At 63.6% G+C, this 18,756-nt stretch carries 17 protein-coding genes; 10 read left to right on the top strand and 7 right to left on the bottom strand.

The window, feature by feature from the left end; all coding sequences use genetic code 11:
* Window positions 1-71: 71 nt before the first annotated feature.
* Both I5R65_RS19145 and I5R65_RS19150 read left to right on the top strand, forming a co-directional pair.
* The gene (locus I5R65_RS19145) at window positions 72-1,274 is read left to right on the top strand and encodes an acetylornithine transaminase (RefSeq protein WP_180670437.1); all 1,203 of its coding nucleotides are present in this window, start codon (window positions 72-74) and stop codon (window positions 1,272-1,274) included.
* Between the two features lie 36 nt (window positions 1,275-1,310).
* A complete protein-coding gene (locus I5R65_RS19150; RefSeq protein ID WP_180670562.1) occupies window positions 1,311-1,844 on the top strand; it encodes a C40 family peptidase in 534 nt (177 codons plus the stop codon).
* Here the strand turns inward: I5R65_RS19150 and I5R65_RS19155 are convergent.
* The 5 genes from I5R65_RS19155 to I5R65_RS19175 all read right to left on the bottom strand — a co-directional run bounded on the left by I5R65_RS19155 (window position 1,832) and on the right by I5R65_RS19175 (window position 6,830).
* On the bottom strand, window positions 1,832-2,602 hold the full coding sequence (locus I5R65_RS19155) for a FadR/GntR family transcriptional regulator (protein WP_180670439.1): 771 nt from the start codon (window positions 2,600-2,602) through the stop codon (window positions 1,832-1,834). The two genes, I5R65_RS19150 and I5R65_RS19155, sit on opposite strands and share 13 nt — an antisense overlap.
* An 11-nt stretch (window positions 2,603-2,613) precedes the next feature.
* Window positions 2,614-3,675, bottom strand: a complete 1,062-nt coding sequence (locus tag I5R65_RS19160) for an Ldh family oxidoreductase (protein WP_180670441.1) — start codon at window positions 3,673-3,675, stop codon at window positions 2,614-2,616.
* Between the two features lie 59 nt (window positions 3,676-3,734).
* On the bottom strand, window positions 3,735-5,231 hold the full coding sequence (locus I5R65_RS19165) for a tripartite tricarboxylate transporter permease (protein ID WP_180670443.1): 1,497 nt from the start codon (window positions 5,229-5,231) through the stop codon (window positions 3,735-3,737).
* A gap of 9 nt (window positions 5,232-5,240) precedes the next feature.
* Window positions 5,241-5,774 (bottom strand): tripartite tricarboxylate transporter TctB family protein, encoded by a 534-nt coding sequence (locus I5R65_RS19170; protein WP_180670445.1) that lies wholly within the window; start codon window positions 5,772-5,774, stop codon window positions 5,241-5,243.
* A 72-nt stretch (window positions 5,775-5,846) separates the two neighbouring features.
* Complete coding sequence (locus tag I5R65_RS19175; RefSeq protein WP_180670447.1) at window positions 5,847-6,830, bottom strand: tripartite tricarboxylate transporter substrate binding protein; 984 nt, start codon at window positions 6,828-6,830, stop codon at window positions 5,847-5,849.
* A gap of 84 nt (window positions 6,831-6,914) precedes the next feature.
* Here I5R65_RS19175 and I5R65_RS19180 point away from each other — a divergent pair, with 84 nt between their 5' ends.
* The 8 genes from I5R65_RS19180 (at window position 6,915) to I5R65_RS19215 (ending at window position 15,553) form a co-directional block, all read left to right on the top strand.
* Window positions 6,915-7,106 carry a hypothetical protein gene (locus I5R65_RS19180; RefSeq protein WP_196872204.1) on the top strand — a complete coding sequence of 64 codons (192 nt, stop codon included), beginning with the start codon at window positions 6,915-6,917 and terminating at the stop codon, window positions 7,104-7,106.
* A 398-nt stretch (window positions 7,107-7,504) separates the two neighbouring features.
* Window positions 7,505-7,720: a hypothetical protein gene (locus I5R65_RS19185; protein ID WP_180670448.1), complete on the top strand. Its 216-nt coding sequence runs from the start codon at window positions 7,505-7,507 to the stop codon at window positions 7,718-7,720.
* 137 nt (window positions 7,721-7,857) lie between these two features.
* Window positions 7,858-9,594 (top strand): IlvD/Edd family dehydratase, encoded by a 1,737-nt coding sequence (locus tag I5R65_RS19190; RefSeq protein WP_180670450.1) that lies wholly within the window; start codon window positions 7,858-7,860, stop codon window positions 9,592-9,594.
* Window positions 9,595-9,877: 283 nt separating this feature from the next.
* Window positions 9,878-10,837: a C-terminal binding protein gene (locus tag I5R65_RS19195; RefSeq protein WP_180670452.1), complete on the top strand. Its 960-nt coding sequence runs from the start codon at window positions 9,878-9,880 to the stop codon at window positions 10,835-10,837.
* A gap of 208 nt (window positions 10,838-11,045) precedes the next feature.
* Window positions 11,046-12,131: an ABC transporter ATP-binding protein gene (locus I5R65_RS19200; RefSeq protein ID WP_180670454.1), complete on the top strand. Its 1,086-nt coding sequence runs from the start codon at window positions 11,046-11,048 to the stop codon at window positions 12,129-12,131.
* A 139-nt stretch (window positions 12,132-12,270) separates the two neighbouring features.
* Window positions 12,271-13,602, top strand: a complete 1,332-nt coding sequence (locus tag I5R65_RS19205; protein WP_180670456.1) for an ABC transporter substrate-binding protein — start codon at window positions 12,271-12,273, stop codon at window positions 13,600-13,602.
* A gap of 170 nt (window positions 13,603-13,772) precedes the next feature.
* Entirely contained in the window at window positions 13,773-14,672 is a 900-nt protein-coding gene (locus I5R65_RS19210; protein WP_180670458.1) for a carbohydrate ABC transporter permease, read from the top strand.
* Complete coding sequence (locus I5R65_RS19215; RefSeq protein ID WP_006462792.1) at window positions 14,672-15,553, top strand: carbohydrate ABC transporter permease; 882 nt, start codon at window positions 14,672-14,674, stop codon at window positions 15,551-15,553. Before I5R65_RS19210 ends, I5R65_RS19215 begins: the two co-directional genes overlap by 1 nt.
* Before the next feature lie 94 nt (window positions 15,554-15,647).
* Here I5R65_RS19215 and I5R65_RS19220 read toward each other — a convergent pair whose 3' ends face one another.
* Complete coding sequence (locus tag I5R65_RS19220) at window positions 15,648-16,961, bottom strand: cytochrome c (RefSeq protein WP_180670460.1); 1,314 nt, start codon at window positions 16,959-16,961, stop codon at window positions 15,648-15,650.
* An 11-nt stretch (window positions 16,962-16,972) separates the two neighbouring features.
* Entirely contained in the window at window positions 16,973-18,754 is a 1,782-nt protein-coding gene (locus I5R65_RS19225) for a GMC family oxidoreductase (protein WP_180670462.1), read from the bottom strand.
* Window positions 18,755-18,756 lie beyond the last annotated feature (2 nt).

Raw genomic sequence — 18,756 nt, forward strand, 5'->3', positions numbered from 1 at the left:
TGTGTCAGCAACGGTCTGTCCCGCACCATTCCTATCACCCTATCGCAAGCAATCCTTGCAGGAGTCCATCGATGCAATACAGCCAGTCCGACGCCAACAAGCTGATGTACGTCACCAACCGCCCCGAGCTGGTCTTCACCGAAGGCCAGGGCATGTGGCTGACCGATCATAACGGCAAGCGTTACCTCGACTACCTCCAGGGCTGGGCCGTCAACACCCTGGGTCATGCGCCGCAATGTATCGCCGATGCCCTGGCCGTGCAGAGCAAGAAGCTGATCAATCCCTCCCCGGCCTTCTACAACCAGCCCTCCATCGAGCTGGCCAAGCTGCTGACCGAGAACTCGGTGTTCGACCGCGTGTTCTTCGCCAACAGCGGCGGCGAGGCCAACGAAGGCGCCATCAAGCTGGCCCGCAAGTGGGGCAAGAAGAACCCGGCCGCCAACGGTTCGGCGCGCTTCGAGATCATCACCTTCAAGCACAGCTTCCACGGCCGTACCCTGGCCACCATGTCGGCCAGCGGCAAGGACGGCTGGGATACCATGTTCGCCCCGCAGGTGCCGGGCTTCCCCAAGGCCATCCTCAATGACCTGGACAGCGTCAAGGCGCTCATCGGCGAACACACCGTGGCCGTGATGCTGGAGCCGGTGCAGGGCGAAGGCGGCGTGATCCCCGCCACCAAGGAATTCATGCAGGGCCTGCGCGCCCTGACCAAGGAAAAGAACCTGCTGCTGATCGTCGATGAAGTGCAGAGCGGCATGGGCCGTACCGGCCAGCTGTTCGCCTACCAGCATTCCGGCATCGAACCCGACATCATGACCCTGGCCAAGGGCATCGGCGGCGGCGTGCCGCTGGCAGCCCTGCTGGCGCGTGAAGAGATCGCCTGCTTCGAAGCCGGCGAACAGGGCGGCACCTACAACGGCAATCCGCTGATGACCGCAGTGGGCGTGGCCGTGATCAAGGAACTGTTGAAGCCCGGCTTCATGGAAGGCGTGCGCGAGCGCGGTCAGTACCTGCGCCAGCGTTCGCTGGAAATCTCGGAAAAGTACGGCTTCGAAGGCGAGCGTGGCGAAGGCCTGCTGCGCGCCATGCAGTTGGGCCGCGACGTCGGCCCGCAGATCGTCGAAGCGGCACGCAACCTGGAGCCGGTGGGTCTGCTGCTGAACTCGCCGCGCCCGAACCTGCTGCGCTTCATGCCGGCCCTGAACGTGACCAAGGAAGAAATCGACCAGATGTTCGACATGCTGGAAGTGGTCCTGGCCAAGATCGGGAAGTAAGCGATGGCGGGGCGCGTGCGGATTGCTTCGAACCGGATGGCCAGCGCGCCATCCACCCGGTCGTCGTTGGCTGCAGTGGCCGCATTGGCCACCGCGCTGGTGCTGGCCGCCTGCGGCACCACACCGACCGCGCCCCCCATCGAACGGCTGCCCGGCGCCCCGCAATCGCAGGTGCCGGCACTGCCGGCCAGTGAAAACGGCAATGAAGTGGCGCTCTATGCGCTCTCGCTGATCGACACCGGGTACCGCTTCGGCGGCAAGAATCCCTCGGCCGGCCTGGATTGCAGCGGCATGGTCTCCTACATCTTCGGTCAGGCCGCCCATTACCGCATCAGCGGCAGCGCCGCCGACATCGCGCGGCGTGGTCGCCAGATCGATCCCTCGCAGCTGCGCGCCGGTGACCTGGTGTTCTTCAACACCATGAACAAGCCCTTCTCGCACGTGGGCATCTACCTCGGTGACGGCCGCTTCGTGCATGCGCCCTCCACCAACGGCAAGGTGCACATCACGCGTATGGACAACCCCTACTTCGCCACCCGCTTCGAGATGGCGCGCACCTATTTCAACTGAGTCTCGACCTTGCGGGCCGTGCGCTTGCGCGGCTTGCCCTCCTGCTGCTGGCGATTGCCGTATTCGCGGATCAGGTTGGCGCTGTAGCGCGTGAAAGCGATATCCATGTGCCGCCGCATGGCCGCACGGGCCTGCTCGGGATTGCGCTCGCGCAGGGCCTGCATGATCAGGCCGTGTTCGTCGATGGCTTCCTGCCACACCCGGGTCCCGTCGAAGTGACTGTGCAGGCGTTCGAACAGCGGTCCCAGGCGGGCATCGAACAATTGCGTCACCAGCCCGACCAGCACGCTGTTGCCGGTCGCCTCGGCCATCCGGATATGGAACAGCCGGTCAGCCACCAGCGGATCGATGCCGGCCTCGGCATTGGAAATCATCAGCGCATAGGCCTCCTCGATGGCGGCGATCTGTTGCCGGCTGCCATGCTGGGCGGCGGCATAGGCCACCTCCCCTTCGATCATCTCGCGGGCGCGGATCAGCTCCAGCGGCCCCTCCTCGCCGGACAGGTCACTGCGCCGCTCGCGCTGCACCGGCGGGCAGACATAGATGCCCGAGCCCATCCTGACCTCGATATGCCCTTCCACCTCCAGCGCGATCAGGGCCTCGCGCAAGGAGGGCCGACTCACCCCCAGTTGCAGCGCCAGGTCACGCTCGGACGGCAGGCGCGAACCGACCGCAAACTCGCCATCCACGATCAGCTTGCGCAACTGGTCGCTGATCTGCCGGTACAGCCGCTGCGGTTCGATCGCTTCGATGGGCATGTTGTGTGTGATCAGCTCAGGGTGGCGGGAAACTCCAGGCCGTAGGCGGCGGCACTTTCGCGCAGCATGGGCGCAATGGTCGGATGCAGCGCCACGCCCTGGGCCATCTGCTCGGTCCGACGCTGCATGCCCCGGTCGCCCGGCATGCGCACCTGGCCCACGCCCGGACGCGGCGGATTGTTGCGGCAGGATGCGGCGATATGGTCCATCTGGCGCCGGAAGTCCTGTTCGCCGCCAAAGGCCGAAGGATCGTAGAGCGACATGAACACCGTCGCGCCCCATCCCGCCGGCGGATCGGCACGACCGAAACCGGACAGCCCACCGGTCAGCGCCTCGATCAGCACCGCCAGCCCGAAGCCCTTGTGCCCGGCCGACAAGCCCCCCAGCGGCAGGATGGTACCGGGTGGGTCGGTGGCCAGCACGGCCGGGTCGCGACTGGGATTGCCGTGGCCATCGATGAGCCATTCTTCCTCGAACTGCTTGCCGGCCTTGTGCAGGCGGTTGCTCATGCCATTGGTGGTGATCGAGGCCGAGATATCGACCAGGAATGGCGTGCCGGAGGTAGGAATGCCGGCCGCAATCGGATTGGGCGTAAATACCGCCTGGGTCCCGCCGAACGGCGCCACGCTCTGCACCGCCGGGTCGGAACTGGCCAGGATCATCATGAAGCCCTCCTGCGTGGCGCGCAGCAGATAGGCGGCCAGGCAGGCGATGTGATGGCTATGGTGGATGGTCAATGAGGCGGTGCCGTAGTCACGGGCCTTGGGGATGAGCGCATCGATGCCCTGATGCACCAGCCACGGCCCCGGCAGGCGACGGCCATCCCAGGCCAGTGCAGCGGCGCGTTCGGACAGCACTTCCGGCTGGCCGGTCTTGGTCATGCTGCCTTTTTCCAGCTCCTTGACATAGGGCGCCAGCAGCGCCAGTCCGTGGGTGTCGTGGCCCAGCAGGTCGCCGTCCACCAGGGTGGCGGCGACGCTGTCGGCCTTGTCGGCTTCCAGCCCGGCCTTCTGCAGCAGCGTGGTGGCGAACTGACGCAACGCATCAGCGGAAAAACGTTCGGGTGCAGCCATTGCAACAACCATCCTTTCCTTGCTTGAATCATTGACAGAAACTGAAATTTTTCATGCGCTTATGCGGCGACCATGCTCTTCCTGCGCACCAGCCTGAGCACCAGCGGCAGCAACCACAGCAGCAACGTGATCACGCCCAGCGTGCCGGCGATGGGACGCTCGAAGAAGGCCAGGAACTGACCGTCCGACTTGATCATCGAGGTCACGAAATGCTCCTCCAGCATGCCGCCCAGCACCACGCCCAGGACCGCCGGTGCGACCGGGAAACCATTCTCTTCCATCACATAGGCCAACAGGCCGAACACCAGCATGATGCCCACATCGGTCACGCTGTTGTTGGTGGCGTAGGAACCGACGATGCAGAACAGCAGGATCAGCGGCATCAGGATGCCACGCGGAATGGACAGGATACGCTTGGCCATCTTGATACACCAGAAGCCCAGCGGCAGCATCAGCAGGTTGGCCAGGATGAAGACGAGGAAGATGGCATACATCGACACCGGATTTTCGACGAAGATCATCGGCCCCGGATTGAGGTTCTTCATGTACAGCACACCGATGACGATGGCCGTGATGGAGTCCCCGGGGATGCCGAACACCAGCGCCGGAATCCACGCACCGGCCAACGCCGAATTGTTGGCCGCGCCCGATTCGACGATGCCTTCCGGATGGCCGGTGCCGAACTTCTCCGGCTCCTTGGACATCTTCTTGCTCATCGCATACGACATCCAGGCCGCGATATCGGCGCCGGCGCCCGGCAAGGCACCCACCAGCGTACCGAGCACGCTGCCGCGCAGTACCGACTTGGGGTACTTCACCATCAGGCCCCACATGCCCTTGAAGACGTTGCCGACCTCGCTCTTGGCGACCTTCATGGTGAAGTCGCGCGAGACCGCGAAGCGCAGCACCTCCGACATGGCGAACATGCCCACCATCAGCGGCACCAGCGAGACCCCGCCCAGCAGGTCCGGCTGATCCAGGGTAAAGCGCGGCGCGCCGGCCGGGTTGCCCATGCCGACCGAGGCGATGAACATGCCCAGGAACAGCGATACGAAACCCTTCAGGGGATTGTCGGAAGCGATGAAGATGGCGCAGGTCAAGCCCAGCAGCACCAGCCAGAAGTATTCGAAGGAGGAGAACTTCAAGGCCAGCTCGGCCAGCGCGGGCGCGGCCAGGATCAGGACGATGGTCCCGAACAGGCCACCGATGACCGAGAACACCAGGCTGGCGCCGAGCGCAATCTCGCCCTGCCCCTTCATGGTCATGGCATAGGCTTCGTCGGTGTAGGCCGCTGACGAGGGCGTGCCGGGAATACGCAGCAGGCAGCCCGGGATATCGCCCGAGAAGATCGCCATGGCCGTGGCCGAGACCATGGCCGCGATGGCCGGCACCGGCGGCATGAAGAAGGTCACCGGCACCAGCAGCGCCACGGCCATGGTGGCCGACAAACCCGGCACGGCCCCCATGAACAGGCCGAAGATGGACGAACCGAGGATGACCGCCAGCACGTAGGGATCGAACACCATCCCAAAGGCGGCATAGATATTGGCAAGCATGTCGTCTCCTTACCAGGCCAGCGGCGTCAGGATGCCCCAGGGCAGGGGTACCTTGAGCAACTTGTAGAAGATGGTGTGAATGAGCAGCGCGCTGACCAGGGCCACCGGCACGGCCACCATCAGACGGGTGCGGAAGGTCAGGAACAGCACCAGCAGCAGCACCACGGCGGTGGGCAGGAAGCCCAGTGGTTCCGACACCCAGATGTAGAACAGCAGCGAGGCCGGAACGAGCAGGAAGGCCAGCACCGCATGGCGGCTGCCGAACCAGTCCGGCAGCGTGAACCAGTGCGCGTCCTGGTCATCGGCACCGGTGGTGGAGATCGTGGAGAGAGTGGTGCCGTGGGACGAACGCGTCTTGCGCAGGCCACGCAGGCCGCGCAGCACCAGCAATACGGCGCAGATCATCAGGCCGCCGGCCAGCGCCTGCGGAAACACGTGGGGCCCGATATCCTGGCCCATCGCGGGCAGGCGGGAAGAGGCAATCCAGAGCACCACCGCGAACAGCGCGACCAGCAGTCCGGACAAGGCATCATTGATTTTCATGGAAACGATCCTGGAAAAGAAACGACGACAGCGGCGCGCCCCCCTCCAACGAGGCAGGGCGCGCTCACGGCATTACCTGGCCATGCCAAGCGTCTTCAGGATGGCGCCCATGTCCTGGTCGCTCTTGTCCATGAACTTGCCGAACTCGGCCGAATCGGCATACATCACGCCGAAACCACGCCCGCTCATGAAGTCCTTGTACTCCTTGCTCTCATAGATCTTCTTCAGGCTGGCCGAGAGCTTGCCCTGCACGTCGGCCGGCAAGCCCTTGGGCGCGACGATGCCGCGCCAGGCGCCATTGGTCCAGGTGCTGCCGGTGAGGCTCTTCAGGGTCGGCACCTTGGGATAGAGCGCTGCCGGTTCATTGGCCATCACCACCAGCGGCACCGCCTTGCCGGCATCGATCAGCGAACGCGCCTCGGGCAGCGATGCCGCCACGATGTCCACGCCACCGGCGGCCAGGTCCACCATGGCCGGTGCCGCGCCGTTGGATGGTACGAAGCGCACCGCATTGGGCGCCACCTTCAGGTCGTTCAGCATGCCCGCCAGACCCAGGTGCCAGATGCCGCCCTGCCCGGTGCCGGAGGCCTTGAGCTTGCCCGGATTGGCCTTGACCGCCTTGAGCAGGTCATCGAAGCTCTTGTAGGGGGAATCATGGCTCACCGTCAGGGCCGCCGGGTCGAAGTTCATCAGCGCCAGTGGCGTGAAGTCGCGCGGGGTCAGCTTGGTCAGGCCCTGGTGGTGCATCATCGAGATTTCCACGGTGGCGATGCCGATGGTGTAGCCATCCGGTGTCGAACTGGCGATGGCCTGGTGGCCCACCGCGCCATTGCCCCCGGTACGGTTGACCACGTTGACCGGTTGGCCCAGGTCTTTTTCCAGCAAGGCGCCGATGATGCGGGCGGTGGCATCGGTGCCGCCGCCGGCGCCCCAGGGCACGACCAGGGTCACGGGACGTTCCGGCCAGGCGGCAAAGGCTACCGGTGCGGCCAGCATGCTGCAGGCGGCACTGGCCGCGAGCAGGCTCTTCAATAGGGTTCTACGGGTCAATTCCATTGTCTCCTCCGTTGTCGGTTGCGGCTAACACTGGGTGACGGCCAACGTTTGGCAAAGGACTTTCGTTGCCGCTGCATGACCTGCATGAGCGCACCGAAACGGCAGGACAGGATGGTGTCCCTGCGCTTTCTGGATGTCTCCGACTGTCTCGTCGTTGTGCAGGCCTGGTGCCTTGCTGCTTTTTTATGCTCCGGTTCGGGCCGGATGTTTGTTTTGGACGCTTGCCCGTCGTCCTTCATTCATGAACAAATGAAAGCGACAGGTAATGTGGTCTGACCAGCGGGTCCTAGAATTTCACATCACTCCGGCAGTGTCAAGGATGAATGGAACGCATCAAAATAATTCATCCTTGGTGCTCCGCAACATTTTTACCCGGCCGCAAACCCTTGCCAGCACTAGCTTATAGCCACAAAGCCGGTTTCATCGCATGTTGCAGGGGCGTAGCGTTTGACGGGGGTGTGGTATCGGCAAAAAAGCTTTCCCGCGTTCTGGTATTACCACTTGACCAAACAAATCCGGCTGCAATAGACTCGCAGCCAATCGAACAAGTCACGTCGCATCCGCAGCCTGGCCCAGGTGGTTTTTACCTGTAGACCGCAGCGCATGCAGAACGGACGGCACAGACCCAGCCGCCACGGCAGATGCCGGCGGCTTCAGGCAACGGAGACATCTCATTGGCTTACCAAGGCAGAGCAACGAGTCTGAACCGCAGGACCCTGGCTGGCTGGACGCACAGCGTCTGTGCCGCCTCGGCCTCCAGCGTGCGTGCGCGTCGCGCCCTGCATCGCGCCTCTTCCTTCGGGTCTTTGCTGGCCTTTTTGCTGATCGATTTTTCCCGCTATTTCTTTGACCAGGGCGACAGTCACCCGGTCCCCGCGCGCCAGTCCTGACCGGGCCGGCGCGCAGCAGCACGCAAGCATCACGCAAGCACCAACCGCATTGCACGCACTGCAGGCCCATCCGGCCTGCAGCAGATGGATTTGCACGGGCAGCGCCACCCAATCCGGCCTGCCTGTCAGGGAAGATCATGACTGACGACACCAAAAAACCCACCCGCCGCAGCCAGGCCTGGTTCGGCCGCCAGGACCGCGATGGCTTCATCTACCGCTCCTGGGTCAAGAACCGCGGCATCCCGCACGACCAGTTCGATGGCCGTCCGGTGATCGGCATCTGCAACACCTATTCCGAACTCACCCCCTGCAACTCGCACTTCCGCGCCCTGGCCGAACAGGTCAAGATCGGCATCTGGGAAGCCGGCGGCTTCCCGCTGGAATTCCCGGTGATGTCGCTGGGCGAGACCCTGCTGCGCCCCACTGCCATGCTCTACCGCAACCTGGCCAGCATGGATGTGGAAGAATCGATCCGCGCCAATCCGCTGGATGGCGTGGTGCTCTTGATGGGTTGCGACAAGACCACCCCTGCCCTGCTCATGGGCGCAGCCTCGGTGGACGTGCCGACCATCGGCGTGTCCGGCGGCCCCATGCTCTCGGGCAAGTACCGTGGCCGTGAACTGGGTTCCGGCACGGGCGTGTGGCAGATGTCGGAAGATGTGCGCGCCGGCAAGATGACGCAGGAAGAATTCTTCGAGGCCGAGAGCTGCATGCACCGCTCGCACGGCCACTGCATGACCATGGGTACCGCTTCCACCATGGCCAGCATGGTCGAGGCACTGGGCGTGGGTCTGCCGCACAATGCCGCCATTCCGGCCGTGGATGCGCGCCGCAATGTGCTGGCCCGCAATGCCGGCCGCCGCATCGTGCAGATGGTCGAGGAAGACCTGGTGCTGTCCAAGATCCTGACCCGCCAGGCCTTCGAAAATGCGATCCGCGTCAATGCCGCCATCGGCGGCTCCACCAATGCGGTGATCCACCTGCTGGCCATCGCCGGTCGCATCGGCATCGATCTCGACCTCAAGGACTGGGACGACATCGGCCAGAAGCTGCCCTGCCTGCTGGACCTGCAGCCCTCGGGCAAATTCCTGATGGAAGATTTCTACTATGCCGGCGGCCTGCCGGCGGTGATCCGCCAGCTGGAAAGCGTGATCGACAAGAGCGCCCTCACCGCCAACGGCAAGACCCTGTGGGAAAACTGCCAGGACGCGCCGAACTGGAACGAGGAAGTCATCCGCTCCTTCGACAAGCCATTCAAGGAAGCGGCCGGCATCGCCATCCTCAAGGGCAACCTGGCGCCCGACGGCGCGGTCATCAAGCCTTCGGCCGCCACCCCTGCGCTGTTGAAGCATCGCGGCCGCGCCGTGGTCTTCGAGAACAGCGATGACCTGCACAAGCGCATCGACGACGAGAACCTGGACGTCGACGAAACCTGCGTGCTGGTGCTCAAGAACTGCGGCCCCAGGGGTTATCCGGGCATGGCCGAAGCCGGCAACATGCCGCTGCCGCCGAAGGTCCTGCGCAAGGGCATCACCGACATGGTGCGCGTCTCGGATGCGCGCATGAGCGGTACCGCCTATGGCACCGTGGTCTTGCACGTCTCGCCGGAAGCCGCCGCCGGCGGACCACTGGCGCTGGTGCAGAACGGCGACTTCATCGAACTGGATGTGGAGGCCCGCAAGCTGCATCTGGATGTGTCGGAGGAAGAACTGGCACGCCGCCGCGCCCAGTGGCAAAAGCCGGAACTGCCGCCGCAGATGCAGCGTGGCTGGGTCAAGCTCTATGTGGATCACGTGCAGCAGGCCAACCAGGGTGCCGACCTCGATTTCCTGGTCGGCAAGAGCGGACCTTATGTGCCCAAGGACAACCACTAGGCAGGCAGAACAATCCGCGTCCCGGCTGGCTGGCTGGCTGGCCGGGGCGCGGGCAGCAAGGACTTTTTCAAGAAACCCGATTGCAGCGAACTCCACCTGAAGCAACATCAAGCAATATCGAGCAACATTAAGCAAGGATTAACGGCAACTCAATCAGCATTCGCAGCCCATTAATATCAGCATCAGTCGTACCCGGGATCACGGTACAGCCACACAAGCGGCGGCCGTGCTCCTGGAAGTAGTTGCATCAGGTGGACCAAGACAACCATCACGGAGACGAGCAATGAAAGTACTGATTACCGATTACGATTTCCCCGATGTCGACCTGGAGCTGGCGCTCTACAAGGAGGCCGGCGTGGAAGTCGTGACCGCACAATGCCGCACCGAAGACGAGGTGATCGCCGCCTCCGAGGGCTGCCAGGGCCTGCTGGTGCAATACGCACCGGTGAACTCCAAGGTGTTCGCGGCGCGTCCTGAAATCCGCATCGCCAGCCGCTATGGCGCCGGCTTTGACACCATCAATACCGCCGACGCCGCGCAGCACGGCGTCTGGGTCGCCAACTCGCCCGACTATGGCGTGGGCGAAGTTGCTACCCATGCCCTGGCGATGGCGCTGGACCTGATCCGCAACATCACCGTCTATGACCGCGCCGTCAAGGCCGGTGAATGGCACTACACCACGGCCGGCATCATCCCGCGCGCCTCCGACCTGACCATCGGCATCATCGGCCTGGGTCGCATCGGCAAGCGCATGGCGCATATCTCGCGCAATCTCTTCAAGCGCGTGATCGCCTATGACCCCTACATCATCGACGGCGACTTCCCCGCCTACGTGGAGCGCGTCGGCCGCGAGGAACTGTTCCGCCAGGCCCATGTGGTCTCGCTGCACACCCCGCTCAACGATGAAACGCGCAACATGATCGACGCCTCGCTGCTGAACCTGCTGCAGCCGCAGAGCTATCTGGTCAACTCCGCCCGCGGCGGCCTGATCAAGATCGACGACCTGCTGGCGGCGCTGGAAAACGGCAAGCTCAAGGGTGCTGCGCTGGATGTGTTGCCGGTCGAACCACCCGAGACAGCGGCGGCTATCGTCCAGCATCCACGTGTGCTATTGTCGCCGCACGCGGCATTCTTCTCCGATGTCGCAGCGCGCGAACTGCGGCGCAAGGCGGCTCAGAATCTGATCGACTGGGACCGCAACGGACGGCCTTCCTACGTGGTCGTCACTGGCAAGAATCCATAATCATCAACCCCGCCACGGGGCGCCAATGCAGCACCGTCGCCGGCCGCCAGCCGGCGATGCATCAGTGTAGAAAACAGAAAAAAAAGGAGGATCGGACCGATCCTCCACATGCCCGAGCAGGGTGTGCATGAACAAAGTGCGTTGTGGCCGTCTCCGCCTGGAACCGGTTCCGCAGCGTCGATACGAGGATACACACGAGGAGCATTTGATGGCATCAGTACAGATTCGCGCAGTCAAGAAACAGTTCGGCAGCACCCAGATCATCCGGGGCGTCGACATCGATATCGCCGATGGCGAGTTCACGGTCCTGGTTGGCCCTTCCGGCTGCGGCAAGTCGACACTGCTGCGCATGCTGGCCGGGCTGGAGGAAATCACCGGCGGCGAAATCCTGATCGGCGGCACGGTGGTCAACAATGTCCAGCCCAAGGATCGCGACATCGCCATGGTGTTCCAGAACTACGCGCTCTATCCGCACATGACCGTGCGCGACAACATGGCCTTCTCGCTGACCCTGGCCAAGAAGGAAAAGTCCTTCGTCGAAGAACGCGTCAAGAAAGCCGCCGACATCCTCGGCCTGAACCAGTTGCTGGACCGCTACCCGCGCCAGCTCTCCGGTGGCCAGCGCCAGCGCGTGGCGATGGGTCGCGCCATCGTGCGCGATCCGCAGGTGTTCCTGTTCGACGAACCGCTCTCCAACCTCGACGCCAAGCTGCGCGTGCAGATGCGCACCGAGATCAAGGAACTGCACCAGCGCCTCAAGACCACCTCCATCTATGTGACCCACGACCAGATCGAAGCCATGACCATGGCCGACCAGATCGTGGTCATGCGGGATGGCCTGGTCGAGCAGCGCGGCCGTCCGCTGGACCTGTACGATCATCCGGCCAACCTGTTCGTGGCCGGTTTCATCGGCTCGCCGGCCATGAACTTCATCCCCGCCACGCTGCGCAAGAACGGCGGCGCGGCCGAGGTCGAGTTCGTCGACGGCACCCGCGTACCAGCCCCTTATGGCAGCGCCCTGCAGGGCAGCGATGGCCAGAAGGTGACCTATGGCGTGCGTCCCGAACATCTCTCCATCGGCGGCGCCGGCCAGGGCATCGCCACCAAGGTCATCGTGGTGGAGCCGACGGGCGCGGACACCGAAGTGTTCTCGCGCTTCGGTGAAACCAGCCTGACGTCGATCTTCCGCGAACGCCATGACTTCGGCGCCGGCGATGTGATCCACCTGGTCCCCGACCATGGCCGCACGCACCTGTTCGACGCCGAATCCGGCAAGTCGCTGGCGGCCCGCTGAACCGCAAGCTCCATTACCGCAGTACCCAGGCAACACCAGTAGCGCAGCATCAGAAAAACAAGAGTCCATCCGCAGGGGAGCGATTCCGTCGCGATCCGACAGCGGTCCAATTCGACTTTCAACCGAAGGAGTAGGAGACATGAGCAAGCTGACACGACGCGAATTCCTGGTCACCAGTGCGGCCGCAGCGGCCGCTTCCGGCATGGGCGTCAATGCCTTTGCCGCCGGCCCCGGCGCTGCCGGCGCCGACAGTATCAAGTACCCGATCGAACAAGGCGCAACCCTGCGCGTGCTGCGCTGGAAGCGCTTCGTCCAGGGTGACGAAGACCTGTGGAACGCCAACGTCAAGAAATTCACCGAACTGACCGGCGTGGCCGTGCGTACCGACAGCGAAGGCTGGGAAGACGTACGTCCGAAGTCGGCCGTGGCGGCCAACGTGGGCAGCGGCCCGGACATCGTGCTGGGCTGGTTCGACGACCCGCAGCAGTATCCGACCAAGCTGATCGACATGACCGACCTGGCCGATTCGCTGGGCAAGCGCTATGGCGGCTGGTACGACGTCTGCCGCAAGTACGGCACCAAGGACGGCAAGTGGATCGCCCTGCCGCTGGGCGTGATCGGCAATGCCCTGGTCTATCGCGAAAGCCAGATCAAGGCCGCCGGCTTCGACGCCATCCCCAAGGACACCGCCGGTTTCCTCAAGCTGTGCCAGGCCTTGAAGGCCAAGGACACCCCGGTCGGTTTCGCCCTCGGCAAGGCCGTGGGTGATGCCAACAACTGGGCGCACTGGCTGCTGTGGTCGCACGGCGGCAAGCTGGTGGACAAGAGCGGCAAGGTCGCCATCAACTCGCCCGAGACCCGTGCAGCACTGGAGTACGCCAAGCAGCTGTATGCCACCTTCGTACCCGGTACCCTGTCGTGGCAGGACCCGTCCAACAACAAGGCCTACCTGGACGGCCAGATCAGCATGACCGCCAACGGCATCTCGGTGTACTACGCGGCCAAGAACTCCACCGATCAGAAGATGCAGGACATCGGCAAGGATACGCAGCACGCGCACTTCCCGATCGGCCCGGCCGGCAAGCCCACCGAACTGATGCAGATCACCCAGATGATGGTGTTCAAGCACACCAAATTCCCCAATGCGGCCAAGGCCTTCGTGCAATTCATGTTCGAGCCGGACCAGTACAACCCGTGGATGAAGGCATCCATCGGCTACGTCAGCCAGCCGCTGAAGGCCTACGAGAAGAACCCGATCTGGACCGAAGACCCGAAGGCCACCGTCTACCGCGACTCGGCTTCGCTGATGCTGGACCACGGTCACGAAGGTCCGCTGGGACAAGCCTCGGCGGCCTGCATGGCCGACTACGTGGTGGTGGACATGGTGGCCGAAGCGGCCAGCGGTTCCAAGACCGTGCAGCAGGCCATCGACCGCGCCGCCGAACGCGCCAAGCGCTACTACAAGGCTTGATGCCGACGGCATGATGGCGGGATGGCGCCGCGCCGGGTTCCCTCGGGACAGCGGGCAAGGGGCAGGTTGTCAGGGCCTGCCGACCCGGCGCGACGGCGTCCAGCCAGCACCAGAAGCAAACACCGTATCGGCCGCAGGCCTGTCCTGCGGCCCTTTCATCGAGGCAAATCATGCTATCCCGATTCCTGAACAACCGTAACGTACTGGGCATGCTGTTCATGGCCCCGGCCGTGATCCTGCTGGTGGTGTTCCTGACCTACCCGCTGGGACTGGGCATCTGGCTGGGCTTCACCGACACCAAGATCGGTGGCGAAGGCAGCTTCGTCGGCCTGGACAACTTCACCTATCTGGCCGGCGATTCGCTGGCACTGCTGTCGCTGTTCAACACCGTGTTCTACACGGTCAGCGCCAGTATCCTCAAATTCGCACTGGGCCTGTGGCTGGCCATCCTGCTCAACAAGAACGTGCCGCTGAAGACCTTCTTCCGCGCCATCGTGCTGTTGCCCTGGATCGTGCCGACCGCGCTGTCGGCGCTGGCGTTCTGGTGGCTGTATGACGCGCAGTTCTCCGTCATCAGCTGGGCGCTGACCAAGATGGGCCTGATCAAGCACTACATCGACTTCCTGGGCGACCCCTGGAATGCGCGCTGGTCCACCGTCTTTGCCAACGTCTGGCGCGGCATCCCGTTCGTGGCCATTTCGCTGCTGGCCGGGCTGCAGACCATCTCGCCTTCGCTGTATGAAGCGGCCGCCATCGACGGCGCCACGCCCTGGCAGCAGTTCCGCCACGTGACGCTGCCACTGCTGACCCCGATCATCGCGGTGGTGATGACCTTCTCGGTGCTGTTCACCTTCACCGACTTCCAACTGATCTACGTGCTGACCCGCGGCGGTCCGTTGAATGCCACCCACCTGATGGCCACGCTCTCGTTCCAGCGTGCGATCCCCGGTGGTGCACTGGGTGAGGGTGCGGCCATGGCCACCTACATGATCCCGTTCCTGCTGGCAGCGATCATGTTCTCGTACTTCGGCCTGCAACGTCGCGGCTGGCAACAAGGAGGTGACAAATAATGGCCAAGAAAAAAGACGACCAACAGGAAACCCAGGGCATGGATTTCCTGCAATCGACACCGCGCCGCTGGGTGACGATCTACATCCCGCTGCTGATCTTCCTGTTCGTGCTGCTGTTCCCGTTCTACTGGATGGTGATCACCGCCTTCAAGCCTGACGGCGAACTGCTCTCTCAGACCGGCAATCCCTTCTGGGTGGTGGCACCGACCCTGGCGCACTTCAAGAAGCTGCTGTTCGACACCCAGTATCCGGCCTGGCTGCTGAACACGGTGATCGTCTCGGTGGTGTCGACCTTCGCCTCGCTGGCGGCCAGCGTCTTTGCTGCCTATGCGATCGAACGGCTGCGCTTCCAGGGTTCCAAGCAGGTCGGCCTGGGCATCTTCCTGGCCTACCTGATCCCGCCCTCGATCCTGTTCATCCCGCTGGCGGCGATCGTGTTCAAGCTGGGCCTGTTCGACACCCGCTGGGCGCTGATCCTGACCTACCCGACCTTCCTCATCCCGTTCTGCACGTGGCTGTTGATGGGTTACTTCCGCTCGATCCCGTATGAGCTGGAAGAATGCGCGCTCATCGACGGTGCCACGCGCTGGGAAATCCTGGTCAAGATCATCCTGCCGCTGGCGGTGCCGGGCCTGATCTCGGCTGGTATCTTCGCCTTCACGCTGTCGTGGAACGAGTTCATCTATGCGCTGACCTTCATCTCTTCATCCGAAGTGAAGACGGTACCGGTGGGCATCGTCACCGAGCTGGTCGATGGCGACGTCTACCACTGGGGCGCGCTGATGGCCGGGGCGCTGCTGGGTTCGCTGCCGGTGGCGGTGGTGTACTCCTTCTTCGTCGAGTATTACGTCTCGGGGATGACCGGGGCGGTGAAGGAATAAAGCGCCGACACCAGCACCACAGGCTCCAAAACAAAAACCCGGCGTCCTTGCGGACGCCGGGTTTTTTATTGCCGTTGACTGGCGGATTACTGCGTTACTGCTTGGCCAGCGGTACCGTACCCGCCTCCACCGTCTTCTTCTCCGGCACCTGCTTGCGTACCTTGGCCACATCGGAAGCGCTCACCGACGAGGCCTGGTTACCCCAGCTGCTGCGGATGAAGGTGACCACGTCGGCCACTTCCTGGTCCGACAGGCGGCTGGCGAAGCCAGGCATGGCGAACTGCGTCGGGGCCTTGTGGGTCCAGGGCATTTCGGCACCTTCCAGCACGATGCGGATCAACGAGGCCGGATTTTCCGCATTGACCGTGGGCGACAGTGCCAGGGTCGGGAAGGTCTCGTCATAACCCTTGCCGCTGCTGCGGTGGCAGGCCGCGCAGTTGTTCAGGAATGCCATCGCGCCCGGACTCTGGTCGCTGCCCTTGCGCAAGGCCTGGTGGGTCTTGTCGTCGTAGGCCAGGGCCGGGATGCCATCCTTGACCGGCTTCAAGGACTTCAGGTACTTGGCCATGGCCGACAAGTCTTCGTCGGTCATGTGCTGGGTACTTTCCGCCACCACATCGGCCATGCCGCCAAAGGCTGCGGAATGGCTGTTGCGACCGGTCTTGAGGAAGGCCACGATGTCCGCTTCGGTCCAGTTGCCCAGGCCGTCACGGGCATCGCCGCGCAGGTTGTTGGCCAGGAAGCCGTCGATCACGCCACCCGAGAGGTACTGGCTGCTGTCGTCGGTCAGGGCCTTCTCCTGCATGCCGACGCCGCGCGGGGTGTGGCAGGCGCCGCAGTGACCCAGTCCTTCGACCAGGTACTGGCCGCGCAGCAGCGGGCTGTTGTCAGCCACGCCATCCACGGCCACGGCAGGGGCAAACACCTTGCGCCAGATCGACAGCGGCCAGCGCATCGACAGCGGCCAGACGATATCGACGTTGCGGTTCGGGGTCGGCTCGGCCTTCACGCCGTTCATGAAGTAGGCATACAACGCCTTCACATCGGCCGGCTTGACCTTGGCATAGGACGGATACGGCATGGCCGGGTACAGCGACGCGCCATCCTTGCGGATGCCGTGACGCAGCGCGCGGTCGAAATCCTCCTCGCTGTAGCTGCCGATGCCGTTGTCCTTGTCCGGCGTGATGTTGGACGAATAGACCTTGCCTACCGGCGTGTCGATGGACAGGCCACCGGCAAACGGCTTGCCGCCCTTGGCAGTGTGGCAGGCCACGCAGTCACCGGCCTTGGCCAGGTATTCGCCCCGCTGTACCAGTTGCTGGTCCACGGGCGCATTTTGCGCTGATGCCACGGCAGCGGACAGCGTCATGATTGCCGCGCTGGCGGCGATGAGATAGTGCTTGATCATGGTCGTTATCCTTATGCCTGTACCAGCGGGCCGGGGTTTTTCAGATACTGCTCGCGGATCGCCTTGGCCGAGTGATACGCCAGCGCCGTGACCAGCCCGGTCGGGTTGTAGCCCATGTTCTGCGGGAAAGCCGACGCGCCATACACGAACACGTTGGGCACGTCCCAGCTCTGCAGGTACTTGTTGACCACGCTGTTCTTGGGCGTGGTGCCCATGATCGCGCCACCGGTCAGGTGGGTGGACTGGTAGACCCGGGTATCCCAGGACGAACCGGTCTTGCGCACGGCCTTGACCACCTTCTCGGGGTTCATGGCCTGGCCGACCTTTTCCATCTCGCCGGCGATGTAGGTCAGCATCTTGCCTTCGTTTTCCTTCCAGTTCAGGGTCATGCGCAGCAGCGGCTGGCCGTTGGCATCCTTGTAGGTCGGGTCCAGCGACAGGTAGCAGTCGCGATAGGCCATCACCGAACCGGACATGCCGATGGTGAGGGTGCGTTGGTAGGCATCCTGCACGCTGGCCTTCCATTCGGAACCCCAGTTGGGCACCTTCTCGCCCGGCATGGTGCCGGCCTGCTTGATGGGACGGCCGCCGTAGCGCACGTGACGGATCGAGGCGCCGCCGATGAAGCCCAGCGGGGCGTGGTCGAACTGGTCGGCGTTGAGGTCGTCCATGCCCACGCCACCGGCACCGGTGCCGATGAAGGGGTTGAACTGGGTGCCCTTGGGCATGACCACGTTGATGCCGCCGTTGTACTGGTAGGCGAAGTTCTTGCCCACCACGCCTTCGCCGGTGACCGGGTCATAGGGCTTGCCGATGCCGGACAGCAGCAGCAGGCGCACGTTGTGGGTCTGGAAGGCGGTCAGCAGCACCAGGTCGGCCGGCTGTTCCACTTCGCGCCCTTGCGCATCGATGTAGGTGACGCCGGTGGCGCGCTTGCCGGAGGCGTCCAGGTTGACCTTGATCACCTGGGCCTTGGTGCGCACCTCGAAGTTCTTGCGCTTCAACAGCACCGGCAGGATGGTGGTCTGCGGCGAGGCCTTGGAATACATGTAGCAGCCGTAGTTTTCGCAGAAGCCGCAGTAGTTGCAGGGGCCAATGCGCACGCCATACGGATTGGTGAAGGGTTGCGAGGCATTGGCGGCCGGCGCCGGGTACGGGTGGTAGCCGACGTCGCGCATGGCCTTTTCCACCAGCGAGGCGCTGTACTGGTATTGCAGCGGCGGGGTCGGGAATTCGTCGGTGCGCTCGCCTTCCAGCGGGTTGCCGCCGGGGACGATCTTGCCCTTGAGGTTGCCGGCCTTGCCGGAGACGGCCATGACCTTTTCCGAGAAGTCGTAGAACGGCTCCAGTTCCTTGTAGGTCACGCCGTGATCCTGGATGGTCATGTCCTCGGGAATGAATTTCTTGCCGTACTTCTGCTCGTGGTGGGTACGCATCTCCAGCTCTTCGGGCAGGTTGCGGTACATCATGCCGTTCCAGTGGAAACCGGCACCGCCCACGCCATCGCCCAGCAGGAAGGAGCCGTGCTGGCGATACGGGACAGCCACGTCGGAGAGGGTGTGACGGATGGTCACGGTCTCGCGCGAGAGGTCCTGGAACAGTGCGCCGCGCACGGAGTATTTCAGTTCATCGACCGCCTTGGGATAGGGCGTGTCGGTATTGGTGTCGCGCATGTCGCCGCGTTCCAGCGCCAGCACGTTCAGGCCGGCTTCGGTGAGTTCCATGCCCATGATGGAACCGGTCCAGCCCAGGCCCACCATCACTACATCCACTTTGTCTTTTTTGATAGCCATGA

It is taken from the genome of Herbaspirillum sp. AP02 (genome assembly GCF_015767275.1).
Taxonomy (GTDB): Bacteria; Pseudomonadota; Gammaproteobacteria; order Burkholderiales; family Burkholderiaceae_D; genus Herbaspirillum.